Source organism: Sphingopyxis sp. NJF-3 (assembly GCF_053514865.1).
This window is the reverse complement of the sequence record NZ_CM130726.1, coordinates 2735101-2748955: the sequence shown is the minus strand read 5'-3', so window position 1 is coordinate 2748955 and position 13855 is coordinate 2735101. Positions and strand designations below refer to the sequence as shown.

Genomic DNA, 13855 nt, shown 5'->3' with positions numbered 1-13855 from the left:
TTGCAAAAATGCAAACTGAGGAGTAACAACGCGCTTGTAAGCGGGCGTGGAGTACTCCTCACCCCGATTGGAAGTGGCGCGCCAACGCCAATTTCCAACCAAGGGGCGGAGGTTGCATGCAGCCTCCGCCTTTTGCGATTCCCACATAACACACGCTTGCCGAGGCGCAAGAGAAATCGTCTGATACGGACGCGCTACGAGCGGGTCTGCGGCGTAGATGTTCTGCATGAGGCTGGCAGGATCTCAAATTTTCGCTGGAAAACATTCGATTTCGTGATATTTGTTCAATCATCAAATGACCGTCCATAAGAGAGATTGGAAAAGTCCTATGGCCGCTAACTTAGTTTCCTCTGGTTCTAGAAGTCCAAGATACCCTAGGATTTCATTGGGTTCTGCGCTGGACCACGCTAAGTCCATATACCAAGGTGCGCACAGAAGTGCGATCAGTTCGGACACAGCCTATAAGCTTATGGGCTTCAGCGGGAAAACCGGTAGCAGCGCGGCTGCTCTGGGCGCTATCCGGCAATTCGGCTTGGTAGACGGATTGCGCGGGGATCTTAAAATTAGCGCGCTGGCTCTTAGTATTTTTGAGCCTGAATCTATTTTTGAGTATGCAGCGGCCGTAGAGAAAGCGGCATTCAATCCTGACATTTTCCAAGAAATAAGTGCGCAATTCGGCGGCCGAATTCCTCCGGCAGACGAGCCAATCCGCGCATTCCTTATACGCAATCACGATTTTTCAAGCGCTGGAGCAAATGACTGTATTGCCGCACTTCGTGAGACTCTCATAGAGGTTGAGCGTTTCACCGAAGTAAGGGTGGTGGACCGGGATGAAGCGGCGGCAGAAAACTTGGTGCGTACGCCCGAACCGAGCGTTCAGTCGCAGTCCACACCGGCAATGGATGCCGAAGAGTTGATTTCACACGATCCTGGCATTCCGGTTCGCGTTGCGAAACTACCGCTTTCCAAGGAGAGCGAGGCAGAAATCCGCATTACTGGGAAAATCACCGCAACAGGTATTGATCGCTTAATAGCGTATTTGGACGTGATGAAAGATGCGTGGTTAGACGAGTAAAGCTCGTTAGGGATCGTGCGATGGCGCTAGCATAATTAAACCGAAAACCCGCCCGAGTTCCGCCGGTTCGACCCCGCCGCCAGCACCTTCTTGCCGGTCGGGGTCAGCGCCCACTTCGCGCCCTGCTGCACCACGAGGCCCAATGCGACGAGTTCGTCGCGCACGGGATCGGTGGGGAGTTGGGGGCGGCGGTTCGAGAGGCCTTCGAGGGTCGCGCGCTGGGGCTGGCTGAGGATGAGGAGTTTTTCTTTTTTCTTTTCGGTCATGCCGGTGGCCTTGTTTTCTCTTCTGGCGTTGCTTCAGGCCCTAAGACCCCACCCCGCTTCACTAAGCCAGCAAGCTGGCAAGTTTCGCTGCCCCTCCCCTGAAGGGGAGGGGTTTTATCATTCCGCGGCGATCCCCGCCTTGGCGAACATGTCCTCGCCGTCGCTTTCGGCTTCGGCCGTCGCGGCGCCGTCGTCGTTGGCTTTCGCCTTCTTGCGGCTGTCGAAGCTGGTCCACACGCTGTTCCAGTCGCCGCGCGTCGCGGCCTTCGAATATTCGGTGGCGCGGGTTTCGAAGAAGTTCGCGTGCTCGACGCCGTTGAGCAGCGGGGCGAGCCAGGGGAGGGGGTGTTCGTCGATCATGTAGATCGGCTGGAAGCCCAATTGCCCGAGGCGCCAGTCGGCGATGTAGCGGATGTAGCGCTTGATCTCCTTGGGCGTCATGCCGGGGACCGGACCCTGTTCGAACGCGAGGTCGATGAAGGCGTCCTCGAGCCGCACCGTCTTCTGGCAGCAGTCGATGATGTCTTCCTTCACCGCCTTGGTCAGGCAGTCGCGTTCCTTGACGAAGGCGTGGAACAGGCGGGTGATGCCCTCGCAGTGCAGGCTTTCGTCGCGGATCGACCAGCTGATGATCTGGCCCATGCCCTTCATCTTGTTGAAGCGCGGGAAGTTCATCAGCATCGCGAAGCTGGCGAAGAGCTGGAGGCCCTCGGTGAAGCCGCCGAACATCGCGAGGGTGCGCGCGATATCCTCGTCGTCGTCGACGCCGAAGGTGCCCATATAGTCGTGCTTGGCGCGCATCTCGTCATATTCGAGGAACATGCCATATTCGCTTTCGGGCATGCCGATCGTGTCGAGCAGGTGGCTGTAGGCCGCGATGTGCACCGTCTCCATGTTGCTGAACGCGGTCAGCATCATCTTGATCTCGGTCGGCTTGAACACGCGGCCATATTTGTCGTGGTAGCAATCCTGCACCTCGATGTCGGCCTGGGTGAAGAAGCGGAAAATCTGGGTGAGGAGGTTGCGCTCATGGTCGCTGATCTTCTGCGCCCAGTCGCGGCAATCCTCGCCCAGCGGCACTTCCTCGGGCACCCAGTGGATCTGCTGCTGGCGCTTCCAGAAATCATAGGCCCAGGGATATTCGAAGGGCTTGTAGGTCTTGCGGGCTTCGAGAAGGGGCATGGGTTACTCCGGAAGATGAATGACGAGATTGTGATCGGCGAAGATGAGCGCCAGAAGCACGACGCCGCCGAGGATATAGGGCAGACCAGTAAGCGTGGTCCGATCCGGATTGCGCCATTCCGGATCGCGCACGTGGCGCGCAGTCTGGATCAGGCCCACTCCGATGAGAACGCCGGCCGTTGCAAGCATCAGCCATGGCTGAATCCAGCGCGGCGTCAACTTGAACAATTGCTGCGCGCCGATGACGATCGCCAGATTCAGTGCCCAAACCGCCAGAAAGCGCAGCTTCGGACGCGCTTCGAGCCATAGGGCCGGCCTGGATCGGGCGAGTGGTGTCATGCGTCAGCATCCTCCCGCTCTGGACCCCGGCTTTCGCCGGGGATCACGCGATGGGCGGGCGTCACTGGCACGCCAGGCACTCGTCATAGTCGGTGCTCTCGGCCGAAAGCTCGAATTTCGCGGCCTCGGGGGTGTTGTCGGCCTCGACCCCGCCCGCGAAGCCGGCGCGCTGCACCGATTTCGAGCGGAGATAGTAGAGCGATTTGATCCCGAGCTCCCACGCGCGATAGTGGAGCATGAGCAGGTCCCATTTCTCGACGTCGGCGGGGATGAAGAGGTTCAGCGACGCCGCCTGGTCGATATAGGGGGTGCGGTCGGCGGCGAGTTCGAGCAGCCAGCGCTGGTCGATCTCGAAGCTGGTCTTGAAGCAGTCCTTCTCGTCCTGGGTCAGGAAGTCGAGGTGCTGGACGCTGCCGCCCTTTTCGAGGATCGAGTTCCAGATGCTGTCGCTGTTCTTCGCCTTGTCGACGAGCAGGCTTTCGAGGTGCGGGTTCTTGACCACGAAGCTGCCCGACAGCGTCTTGTGCGTGTAGATGTTCGCCGGGATCGGCTCGATGCACGCGCTGGTGCCGCCGCAGATGATGCTGATCGACGCGGTCGGCGCGATCGCCATCTTGCACGAAAAACGCTCCATCACGCCCTGATCGGCGGCGTCGGGGCAGGGGCCGCGCTCCTTGGCGAGCAGCATCGACGCCTGATCGACCTGGCTGCGGATATGCTTGAAGATGCGGAGGTTCGACGACTTCGCCATCGCGCCCTCGAACGGCAGGCCGCGCGCCTGGAGGAAGCTGTGGAAGCCCATGACGCCGAGGCCGACCGAGCGTTCGCGGCTGGCCGAATATTTGGCGCGCGCCATTTCGGGCGGGGCGCGGTCGATATAGTCCTGGAGGACATTGTCGAGCATGCGCATGACGTCCTCGATGAACGCCTTGTCGCCGTTCCACTCGTCCCAGGTTTCGAGGTTGAGCGACGAGAGGCAGCAGACCGCGGTGCGATCGTTGCCGAGATGGTCGCGGCCCGTCGGCAGCGTGATCTCCGAGCAGAGGTTCGAGGTCGAGACCTTGAGGCCGAGGTCGCGGTGATGCTTGGGCATCATCCGGTTCACCTGATCGATGAAGATGATGTAGGGCTCGCCCGTCGCGAGGCGCGTTTCGACGAGCTTCTGGAACAGGCTGCGCGCGTCGACGGTGCCGCGGACGCTCTGGTCCTTGGGGCTGCGGAGGTTGAATTCGGCGCCGTCGCGGACGGCCTCCATGAACTCGTCGGTCAAAAGGACGCCGTGGTGGAGGTTGAGGGCCTTGCGGTTGAAGTCGCCCGAGGGCTTGCGCACCTCGAGGAACTCCTCGATCTCGGGGTGCGAGATGTCGAGATAGCAGGCGGCCGAGCCGCGGCGGAGCGACCCTTGGCTGATGGCGAGGGTGAGGCTGTCCATCACGCGGACGAAGGGGATGATGCCGCTGGTCTTGCCGTTCAAGCCGACGGGCTCGCCGATGCCGCGCACCGCGCCCCAATAGGTGCCGATGCCGCCGCCGCGCGACGCGAGCCAGACATTCTCGTTCCACGTACCGACGATGCCTTCGAGGCTGTCGTCGACGCTGTTGAGGTAGCAGCTGATCGGCAGCCCGCGGCCGGTGCCGCCGTTCGAGAGCACCGGAGTGGCGGGCATGAACCAGAGCTTCGAGATATAATCATAGAGGCGCTGGGCGTGCGCCTGATCGTCGGCATAGGCCGACGCGACGCGCGCGAAGAGGTCCTGATAGGATTCGCCGGGGAGGAGATAGCGGTCCTGCAGCGTCTCCTTGCCGAAATCGGTGAGCAGCGCGTCGCGGCTCGCGTCGGTCGCGACGTCGAAGCGGCGCGCGTGGACCTTGGGCTCGCCGCCGTCGTTCAGCTTCGCGGACGCCGCCGAATCGCTCTTCGCGTCGCCGGCCGATTCGGCCGCTGCGGGCGCATCGTTCTTCGCCAGTTCCATCGTCGCCACGTCGTTCGTCTCCACCCGATCCGTTTCCCGAAAATCCATCGATCTCGCCCTGTCCTGCACACGCGCCGCGGCGCGCTTTGTTCCTGTCTTGTTCGACTCAGGGGCGAAGCCCCAGCCTAGCATTTAATCGCCCCTTCGGGGGACATATTTTTGGGCGCAAAAGGGGTCTTCCCGTGCCCATATGGGATGGGCGACGGAAATCCGCCACTTCCGGCCAAATACTAATTATTGGGTGCCCCCGTCGGCTGACCCACCATCTATAGTGCCACGTCGGCCCAGCGATGCAAGACGGTAAATGACCGATTGAAGACTCGACTCGTCGATATTTTGATTCGGTTCGTCGCTGGGACAGCACGTCTCGCGGGCGCTACGTCAGGCTTTCCGCGGGGTTGCGGCCGATCGGTGGGTGGGGAGGCGGTGGGGCAAAAAATTTCGGGGCCGGACGGCGCGGCCGGCACCGGAGTCTATCCCACGTGATCCCCGGCGGAGGCCGGGGCCCAGAACGTAACCGCGCAGCGCCGGCCCTCCCACGCCCTGGACCCCGGCCTTCGCCGGGGATCACCAACTGCTGTCATCTGGTGTGCCCGCTCCTTCATCGTCACCCCGGGCTTGATCCGGGGTCCCGCTTGATATCGAAGCCAGCCGATGCCTCAAGAAGCGGGATCCCGGATCAAGTCCGGGATGACGAAGGAAAATAAAGCGACGGTCCGCACCCGCCCCAAAACCCACATCCGCGTTGGTTTGCGCGGCTACGCGATCCAATGAAAAAGGGCCCCAGCGACGCTGGAGCCCTTTTGAAAATCCTGTTCAGGATTCAGGCCGGAAGACCGCCACCACCGGTGCCGCCGCCGCCCAGGAACTTCCAAAACCAACCCATTGCAAATCTCCTGATGCACACTGTCAACCAGGACAGTTAACGCGGCGTATACCTTAAAAAATAAGGTAAAGCGAGTCTTAACCTTAACAGATGCTACCAGATTGGCAGTCAGGCGGTGCGGCTGTGCGGGGATGCCAGGAGGTTATTCGCGAGCTCGGAAAATAGCTGCGGTTTCCCAAGGTGATAACCTTGGCCGACATCGCAGCCGAGCTGTTCGAGCAGCGCCATTGTCGGGGCGTCTTCAATGCCCTCGGCGACCGCGACGGCCCCCAGACGGTGCGCAAGGTCGATCGTCGATTTGACGACTTCGAAGTTTCGCTGCGAATCGCGCATCGTCATCACGAATCGCTTGTCGATCTTGATCTCGTCGGCCTCGATCTCGGTCAGATATTCGAGGTTCGACTGACCGGTGCCATAATCGTCGATCGACAGGCGGATGCCCGTGCGGCGCAATTGCGCGAGCGTCTGGCGCGCCTGGCGGCTGTTCTCGATCTGCGCGGTTTCGGTGATCTCGATCGTCAGCGTCTCGGGCGGCAGGTGGTGCGCCGTCAGCATGACGCGGATCGTCCCGACGAGGTCGCTGTGGTCGAGCAGCGTCGCCGACAGGTTGACCGACATGTTGGCGGGAAGCCCGCGCGCCCGGAGGTTGGCGGCCGAGCGGATCGCCTGATCCATCACGAACAGGGTGAGGCGGTAGATGTCCTGACTCTTTTCGGCCTGGACGATGAATTCGTCGGGCGGGATCGGGCCGCGCGTCGGGTGCGTCCAGCGCGCGAGCGCCTCGATCCCGACGAGCCGGCGCGTCGCGATCTCATACTGCGGCTGGAAGGCGACCCAGATGTCGCCGCCCGCGAGCGCGTCCTCGAGCTGCGAGTGGAAGGAGAGCTGCCAGCCGGCGTCTTCCTTCTGGCGCGGCGTATATTTGGTCCACAGCGCGCGGGTGCGGATCGACTTTTCGGCGGCGACGAGCGCGGCGGCGAGCCGCTGCGCGTTCGAGCCCTCGAACTCGTCGTTGACCCCGAAGGCGATGGCGACGTCGATGCGTAGATCGCCGATGGTCAGCGGCGCATTGAACAGCGCGGCGAGCCCGGCGAGATGCCCCTCGATCTGGCTGTGCTGATAATAGGGGACGAGCCAGGCGAAGCTGCCGTCGAGATCGTGGTGGAGCTGGGTGCCGTGGCAGGCGAGCGTCAGGCGGCGCGCGACCTGATCGACGAGCTGCTGGCTGCCCTCGCCGGGCAGGAAGGCGGCGAGATCCTCGAAATTGACGAGCTTCGCCGCGACGACGGTGGCGCTGCCGAAGGGCGCCTGGCTGCGCAGCGCCTCGAAATTGGGGAGACCCGAGACCGGATTCTCGCGCTGCGCCGAAAAGCGGCGGCGTTTGCGCGAGACGTTGGCGCTGACCGCGGCAATGAAGAAGAGTGCAGCGCCGACCGAGGAAGTCATGAGCGAGCCCATCAGCACCACCTTGCAGGCAACGAGCAACGCCGCCGTGCCGAGGGCAATCCATGTGAAGCGTCCCTGCAAGGGCGTCAACAGCGCGAACAGCATCGCTCCCGCTGCAATCAGCATAGCGGGCATCCAGCCGATATTGACCGGGTTGCCGCGCTTCAGCGCTTCGGCGCCGATCAGGTGGATGAAGGCGCCGGGCACCTGATTGTGCCCCGGCAGATAATGCTGGTCGGGCAGGGTCGAAGCGGTGGCGCCGAAGATGACGTCCTTGCCGGCGAGTTCCCTCGCCCCGACCTTGCCTTCCACAACATCGAGCGCGCTATATTCGGTGATGGTGGAAAGCTTGTAGGTGAGGTCGATCCGGAATTCGGACGCGCGGTCGCCGCGCTTGTTGGCAAGTGCCGCGGCCACGCTGGGGAGCAGCCGGCCGTTGGCTTCGAACATCAGCGGCAAGTTCCACACCTGCCAGATCTGATAATTCCACGCGATGCTGGCGAGCTGCGCCTTGGGCCCGCTGATCCTCGGATCGGGAAAGATCGAGATCAGGCGGTCGGTTCCGGGCACCGTTTTCGTCGACACGGCGAGAATGATGCGATCGCCCATCTTCTGGACTGCCGCCGCCAGCTGGGGGGTGCCTTCGTTTCCTTCTTGGCGCTGGTAGTAGAAATCGACCATCAACCGCCGCGCCCCGGCCTTATTGATCGCATCGATCACACGGGCATGGTCTGCACGCGTAAAGCGCCCTTCCGGCACGCTGCCGAGCGTCCGGTCGTCGAGGCCGACCATGACGATCTCGCCCGAAACCGGCCGCCAAGCGGCCCAGCCGACGGCCGATTCGATGATCCGGTCGATCGGTTCGGCAGCGAAGGACAGGGCGGCCGCAATGCCGAGCAGCAGCGACAGCGCAAAGGAGCGCCAGCTGACGATCATCTTGTTCGCGATAAACGACACGCGCGCTTCTCCGGCCATTGCCGGATGGGCCTAGCGGGCGATGGTTATCATCGCGTTAATTATGCGCGCTGCCCGGCCTTCCGAAATCGCCCGCTCGCGCCTGGAATCAGGCGATTTCGGGCAGCGCGGCGTCGCCGGCCAGCGCCGCCGCCGCGAGCCCCGTCGCCGCGGGGACGATCTGCTGGAGATAGAAGCGCGTCGAGGCGATCTTGGCCTCCAGGAAGGCGGTGTCGCCGCCGCCTTCCTCGAGCGCGGCCTTCGCGGCGCGATGCTGGAGCGCCATCAGCCATCCGCACGTCGCCGTGGCGAGCATGGTGAGATAGGGATAGCTTCCTGCAAGGCGGTCGGCGGTGCCCGCGGTCGCCATCCAGTCGGTGACCGCGCGGCAGGCGTCGGCCAATTGCTGAAGCTCTGGAAAATCGGTGGCGCCATGCGCGATGTCGTCGATCAGCCCGCGGATCAGGTCGCCGCCCGCCATGCCCAGCTTGCGGCCCACCAGATCGGCGGCCTGGATGCCGTTGGTGCCCTCGTAGATCGGGGCGATGCGCGCGTCGCGATAATGCTGCGCGGCGCCGGTTTCCTCGATGAAGCCCATGCCGCCGTGAACCTGGACGCCGAGGCTCGCCACCTCGCAGCCGATGTCGGTCGCGTGCGCCTTCGCGAGCGGGATCAATATCTCGGCGCGCATCGCGGCGCCTTCGTCGCCCAATTTGCCGAAGTCGGTCTGCGCCGCGGCGTAATAGACGAGCGCGCGCGCCGCCTCGGTCTGCGCGCGCATCCGCCACAGCATGCGGCGGACGTCGGGATGCCGGTCGATGGTGACCGGGGTACGATCGGGTGAGCCCGCCAGCGCCGACTGGACGCGCTCGGCGGCAAACGCCTGCGCCTGCTGCGTCGCGCGCTCGCCGATCTGGATGCCCTGGCAGCCGATCATCAGCCGCGCATTGTTCATCATCACGAACATCGCGCGCATCCCGCCCATTTCCTCGCCGACGATCTCGCCGAGGCAGTCCTCGCCCTCGCCATAGACCATCACCGCGGTCGGCGAGCCGTGGATGCCGAGCTTGTGCTCGATCGACGCGCAGTGGACGCCGTTCGAAATCGTAGGCTTGCCCTCGGCATCGAGGCGATATTTGGGGACGAGGAAGAGCGAGATGCCGCGCGTTCCCTCGGGCGCGCCGGGGGTGCGCGCGAGGACGAGGTGGACGATATTGTCGGTGAGGTCGTGCTCGCCGAAGGTGATGAAGATCTTCTGCCCCTTGATCCGGTAGAGGCCGGCGTTCGGCCCCTCGGTGACCTTTTCGGCGGTCGAACGCAGCGCGCCGACGTCGCTGCCCGCGGCGGGCTCGGTCAGGTTCATCGTGCCGTTCCACTCGCCGGTGACGAGCTTGGGAAGCCAGGTCGCCCGCTGCTCCTCGGTGCCATAGGCCATCAGCGCGTGGATCGCGCCGGGGGTGAGGATGCTGCACAGCGAAAAGCCCATGTTCGCGCTGCCGAGTGCCTCGATCACGACGGTCGCGAGGGTGAAGGGCAGGCCCTGCCCGCCATATTCGCCGGGGCCATCGATGCTGCCCCAGCCGGCTTCGACGAACTGTTTGTACGCGTCCTTGAAGCCCGGGGGCATGGTGACCTGGCCATCCTGCCACTTCGGATTGTTGGTGTCGCCGACGCGGTTGAGCGGCGCGTAGACTTCGGCGGCGAAGTCGCCGATTCCCGCGACGATCGCCTCGACCATGTCGGGGGTCGCGGCGGCGAAGCGCTCGTGCGCCGCCATCGCATCGATGCGCGCGATATGATTGAGGACGAAAAGCTGTTCGGTGGTCGGCGCCGTGTAGGTCATGGGGGTTCCCGCTTTTGGGGGTGATTCCGTTGCGCCCGGCGCTATAGCGCGGCATGGCCGAGCGTCCAATCGAGAGTGTGGCAACCGCGGTCGTCCCCTATGGCGACGACGCGATCGCGCGCGCCGCGCGGCTGGTCGGCGAGGGGCAGCCGGTCGCGGTGCCGACCGAGACCGTCTATGGCCTCGCCGCCGACGCCCGCAACGCCGAGGCGGTCGCGCGCATCTATGCGGCGAAGGGGCGGCCCGATTTCAACCCGCTGATCGTGCATGTGCCAGACCTGGCGGCGGCCGGGCGGCTGGGGGTATTCGGCGCGGCCGAGCGGGCGCTGGCCGATGCTTTCTGGCCGGGGCCGCTGACTTTGGTGGTGCCGCGCTCGGCCGATTGCCCGGTGGCGCGGATCGCGACCGCGGGGCTCGATACGATCGCGCTGCGCGTGCCGGGGCACCGCGCGATGCAGGCGCTGCTCGCCGCGACCGGCGCGCCGCTCGCGGCGCCGAGCGCCAATGCGAGCGGGCGGGTGAGCCCGACGAGGGCCGAGCATGTGCTGGCGAGCCTCGATGGCCGGATCGCTCTGGTGATCGACGATGGCGCGACGACCGCGGGGGTCGAATCGACGATCGCGCGGGTGAAGGATGGCGCGGTTCAGGTGCTGCGGCCGGGACCGGTGACCGCGGCGATGCTGGGCGCGGCGGGCGCGCTGCCGGTGACGGGGCGCCAGGGGGCGGAGGTGGTGGCGCCGGGGATGCTCGCGAGCCATTATGCGCCGGGCAAGCCGGTGCGGCTGCGGGCTGCGGATTTTGCCGCCGACGAATATGGGATCGGGTTCGGCGGCCTTTCGGGCGACTATGATCTGAGCGCGGCGGGCGATCTGACCGAGGCGGCAGCGCATCTGTTCGACGCGCTCCACGCGGGGGCGGCGAGCGCGAAACCCAGGATCGCGGTCGCGGCGATTCCCGACAAGGGGCTGGGCGCGGCGATCAACGACCGGCTGGCGCGGGCGGCGGTGTGATATTTGGGTTTCACGCGAAGACGCGAAGACGCGAAGAATCCACCAACATCCGTTTGCCCTGAGCTTGTCGAAGGGCTGTTCTTTTTCTCCAAGAAGGAAAGAAGAACGGTGCTTCGACAAGCTCAGCACGAACGGAAGAGGGGGTATCTTCGCGTCTTCGCGTGAAATCAAACAGGGGCCGTCCCTATTTGTCCGTTACGCCGCCGCCGGCTCGATCGGGTCGCCGTGCGGGGCCTTGCGGGGGACGATCAGGCAGGCGGCTACGATCAGCAGCGCGCCGGCGAACGTCGGCGGCGTCACCGGCTCGGCGTAGAAATACCAGCCGAACAGCATCGCCCAGAGGAAGCCGGTATATTCGGTGGTCGCGAGGATTTGCGCCTCGGCGCGGGCATAGGCCCAACTGAGGAGGAGGAGCGATATCGTCGCGAGCAGCGCGGCGCCGGCGATCGGCGCGGCGTGGGCGGTGCCGGGAAGCACCGCGAACCAGGGCGCGGCGAGCGCGAGGAACAGCGCGACGAACGCATTCTGGTAGAAGGCGATCTCCATCGGCCCCGCCATCTTCGCCTGCCGCCGCGCGAGGATCAGGTTGTAGGCATAGCAGATCGCCGAGAGGAACACCGCGCCGACCGCCCACAGCGCTTCGGGGTCGCGCTGTCCGCCACCGAGCTTGCCCGCGACGATGACCAGCACGCCGCCGAAGCCGAGCAGCGAGGCGGCGATCGAGCGCCGCCCGATCTGCTCGCCGAGGAAGATCGCGGCCATGTAGAGCGCGAGCAATGGCGCGACGAAGGCGAGCGCGATCGCCTCCGCCATCGGCAGCCGCGCGAGCGCCCAGAAGAAGCCGAGCGCCATCATCGCGACGAACAGCGAGCGCAGCGCGTGGATGCGCATCGTGGCGCGGTCGGGCCACGCCGGCCGCGCGCCGAAATAGAGAAGCCCGCTGAGCAGCGCGCCCGCCACGTTGCGCCAGAACACCGCATTATAGGCGCCGATCCCGATCGACAGCCCCTTCATCAGCACGTCCATCGACGAATAGGTCGCGATCCCCGCGCAGGCGACGAGAAAGGGGATCAGCGGCGAGGGCGAATCGGGACGCATGGGAAGGGCTGTAGCGGAGAAGGGCGGGGCTGGCAGCGCCCGGCTTGCGGTGCGGCGAAAGCGTGATAGCCTGAAGCCACGAGGATGCGGGGATTGGGGCTGGCGCTGCTCGTCGGCGCGATGATGCCGGGGACGAGCCGGGCGCAGGCGACAGCGGTGCCCGACGTGCTGAAATCCTATGGGAAGGACGGGACGTTCGATCCCGGCGATTTCGGCTGGATGGCCGGGCGCTTCGCGGCCGATAGGACGGCAGCGCGGGCGGCATGGCAATCGGTTGCCGCCTACAAGGAGGCTTGCATCGCGGCGGCAACGGGGAAGGCCAAGGCGGAACTGGCGGCGATAGGCGCCGAATCGACGAATTTGCCGCTGGGACCCTATGGCGACGAGACGTGCCGCGCGATCACCGCCGCGATGGCCATCGACGCCGGGTCGGAAGCCGAACGCGCGGCGCTTCCCGCGCGGCTCGCCGAGGCGCGCCAGCTGTGGGATTTCGCGCTGGCGGGCGGGCGCATGGGGATAGGCGCCGTGACATCCGCGGTGGGACCGCCCGAGTCCGAGGATGCGCAGATGCTGATCGGTGCGACCTTCCGCGAACAACTGGGGCGCCACATGCTGTCGTGGGGCGTCGACGAGGGCGATCCGCCGTTGCCGGCAAGGCTGAAGCCGCTGTTCGACTATCTGAGCTGGACGATGATCGCGGGTGAGGACCGCAAGAACAGGGAGAAGCTGCGCGCCTATATCGCTGAAAAGGGCTGGCCGACGATTTCCGCCCTCGGGGAGAAGGCATCGCACGCCGCATGGCTGCTCGCGCAGCATGCCGACGATGATCCCGCGCTGCAGGTGCTGGCGCTGCGGCTGATGGAGCCGCTCGCGAAGGCGGGCGAGGCGAGCAAGTCGAATTATGCCTATCTCTATGACCGCGTCATGCTGAAGCTGGCGGGGAAGCAGCGCTATGCAACGCAGTTCGGCGGATGCGAGGCCGGCAATGCAATCCGGCCGCTCCGGCCGATGGAAGACGACGATCCGGAGCATATCGACGCGGCGCGCGCCGAGATGGGGCTGGAACCGCTCGGCGCCTATCGCAAAGAGATGGACGAGGCCTTCGGGGCGTGCGGCGATGATTGAACATGACGACGTGCTGTTGGATACCGACCGGAAGACGCTGCTCGCGCTGGCCCATTCGATTGCCGAGGTCGCCATCGACGATTCGGAAGCCGACTTGAGGGGGCAGGGCGTATGGCTGAGGCTGCGCGACGGGGAATGTCTTCAGGTCGCTGCGATATCCGTGGGACTGGCGTTCAAGTTCGAGGTTTTTCCTTTGTTCATCGGCGGGATAGAGGCGTTGCGGGCTCGCATGGCGACTCTGCGGCCGATGCTCGAGCATGCGATGCGGGAAGCGGAGCTCGATTGGCCGTTGCAACCGATCCCCGAACAAATCGTCAGCCCGGTGCCGTTCGACCCCTGGCCCGAGAGCGACTGGACCCTTGAAGTGTTGCAGCGGCGCGAGTGGATCGCGGATCCCGACCTGATGGGGCCCGAGGGTTTGGAAGCTTCGATCGATTTATTGCCGGGCGAGGTTCCGCGCGGCACCGAGCAGGCCGGTCTCGTCGCGCTGGGGTTGTTATTCTCCTTTGCCGGAGGTGATCGGCTTTTGATCGCGTCGGCCGACTGGCCGCCGGATACATTGACGACAACGCGAAACGCGGCACAGATCGACGCCTTTCTGAAACCCTGCTTTCGGGTGGAGGCGAGCCGCTACGCCAATATGCTATCTGGCTAAGGCT

At 64.8% G+C, this 13855-nt stretch carries 11 protein-coding genes; 4 read left to right on the top strand and 7 right to left on the bottom strand.

Going from position 1 to position 13855, the window contains the following annotated elements; translation table 11 throughout:
• Window positions 1-469: 469 nt before the first annotated feature.
• Window positions 470-1075: a hypothetical protein gene (locus ACOTSS_RS13290; protein WP_448688605.1), complete on the top strand. Its 606-nt coding sequence runs from the start codon at window positions 470-472 to the stop codon at window positions 1073-1075.
• 35 nt (window positions 1076-1110) lie between these two features.
• Here ACOTSS_RS13290 and ACOTSS_RS13285 read toward each other — a convergent pair whose 3' ends face one another.
• The 6 genes from ACOTSS_RS13285 to ACOTSS_RS13260 all read right to left on the bottom strand — a co-directional run bounded on the left by ACOTSS_RS13285 (window position 1111) and on the right by ACOTSS_RS13260 (window position 9963).
• The gene (locus tag ACOTSS_RS13285) at window positions 1111-1341 is read right to left on the bottom strand and encodes a hypothetical protein (protein ID WP_448688604.1); all 231 of its coding nucleotides are present in this window, start codon (window positions 1339-1341) and stop codon (window positions 1111-1113) included.
• Between the two features lie 117 nt (window positions 1342-1458).
• Complete coding sequence (locus ACOTSS_RS13280; RefSeq protein ID WP_448688603.1) at window positions 1459-2523, bottom strand: ribonucleotide-diphosphate reductase subunit beta; 1065 nt, start codon at window positions 2521-2523, stop codon at window positions 1459-1461.
• Window positions 2524-2526: 3 nt separating this feature from the next.
• Window positions 2527-2862, bottom strand: a complete 336-nt coding sequence (locus ACOTSS_RS13275; protein ID WP_448688602.1) for a hypothetical protein — start codon at window positions 2860-2862, stop codon at window positions 2527-2529.
• Between the two features lie 61 nt (window positions 2863-2923).
• Window positions 2924-4882, bottom strand: coding sequence for a ribonucleoside-diphosphate reductase subunit alpha (locus tag ACOTSS_RS13270; protein ID WP_448688601.1), 1959 nt, complete (start codon window positions 4880-4882; stop codon window positions 2924-2926).
• A gap of 946 nt (window positions 4883-5828) precedes the next feature.
• A complete protein-coding gene (locus ACOTSS_RS13265; RefSeq protein ID WP_448688600.1) occupies window positions 5829-8123 on the bottom strand; it encodes an EAL domain-containing protein in 2295 nt (764 codons plus the stop codon).
• Window positions 8124-8229: 106 nt separating this feature from the next.
• Entirely contained in the window at window positions 8230-9963 is a 1734-nt protein-coding gene (locus tag ACOTSS_RS13260) for an acyl-CoA dehydrogenase (RefSeq protein WP_448688599.1), read from the bottom strand.
• Between the two features lie 53 nt (window positions 9964-10016).
• Between ACOTSS_RS13260 and ACOTSS_RS13255 the strand changes: the two genes are divergently transcribed.
• A complete protein-coding gene (locus ACOTSS_RS13255; protein WP_448688598.1) occupies window positions 10017-10973 on the top strand; it encodes an L-threonylcarbamoyladenylate synthase in 957 nt (318 codons plus the stop codon).
• Between the two features lie 195 nt (window positions 10974-11168).
• Here the strand turns inward: ACOTSS_RS13255 and ACOTSS_RS13250 are convergent, their stop codons facing one another.
• Window positions 11169-12071, bottom strand: coding sequence for a DMT family transporter (locus ACOTSS_RS13250; protein ID WP_448688597.1), 903 nt, complete (start codon window positions 12069-12071; stop codon window positions 11169-11171).
• A gap of 84 nt (window positions 12072-12155) precedes the next feature.
• On the opposite strand from ACOTSS_RS13250, the gene ACOTSS_RS13245 reads away from it, so the two are divergent.
• Window positions 12156-13196, top strand: coding sequence for a DUF6624 domain-containing protein (locus tag ACOTSS_RS13245; protein WP_448688596.1), 1041 nt, complete (start codon window positions 12156-12158; stop codon window positions 13194-13196).
• Window positions 13189-13851: a hypothetical protein gene (locus ACOTSS_RS13240; RefSeq protein WP_448688595.1), complete on the top strand. Its 663-nt coding sequence runs from the start codon at window positions 13189-13191 to the stop codon at window positions 13849-13851. The genes ACOTSS_RS13245 and ACOTSS_RS13240 overlap by 8 nt, the downstream gene beginning before the upstream one ends.
• The last annotated feature ends 4 nt before the right edge of the window (window positions 13852-13855 follow it).

Bases quoted from the DNA above. Each gene is read 5' to 3' on its own strand.
- ACOTSS_RS13240 (WP_448688595.1), top strand. From the start codon at position 13,189: ATGATTGAACATGACGACGTGCTGTTGGATACCGACCGGAAGACGCTG.
- ACOTSS_RS13275 (WP_448688602.1), bottom strand. From the start codon at position 2,862: ATGACACCACTCGCCCGATCCAGGCCGGCCCTATGGCTCGAAGCGCGT.
- ACOTSS_RS13290 (WP_448688605.1), top strand. From the start codon at position 470: ATGGGCTTCAGCGGGAAAACCGGTAGCAGCGCGGCTGCTCTGGGCGCT.
- ACOTSS_RS13250 (WP_448688597.1), bottom strand. From the start codon at position 12,071: ATGCGTCCCGATTCGCCCTCGCCGCTGATCCCCTTTCTCGTCGCCTGC.
- ACOTSS_RS13245 (WP_448688596.1), top strand. From the start codon at position 12,156: ATGCGGGGATTGGGGCTGGCGCTGCTCGTCGGCGCGATGATGCCGGGG.
- ACOTSS_RS13285 (WP_448688604.1), bottom strand. From the start codon at position 1,341: ATGACCGAAAAGAAAAAAGAAAAACTCCTCATCCTCAGCCAGCCCCAG.
- ACOTSS_RS13255 (WP_448688598.1), top strand. From the start codon at position 10,017: ATGGCCGAGCGTCCAATCGAGAGTGTGGCAACCGCGGTCGTCCCCTAT.
- ACOTSS_RS13270 (WP_448688601.1), bottom strand. From the start codon at position 4,882: ATGGATTTTCGGGAAACGGATCGGGTGGAGACGAACGACGTGGCGACG.
- ACOTSS_RS13260 (WP_448688599.1), bottom strand. From the start codon at position 9,963: ATGACCTACACGGCGCCGACCACCGAACAGCTTTTCGTCCTCAATCAT.
- ACOTSS_RS13280 (WP_448688603.1), bottom strand. From the start codon at position 2,523: ATGCCCCTTCTCGAAGCCCGCAAGACCTACAAGCCCTTCGAATATCCC.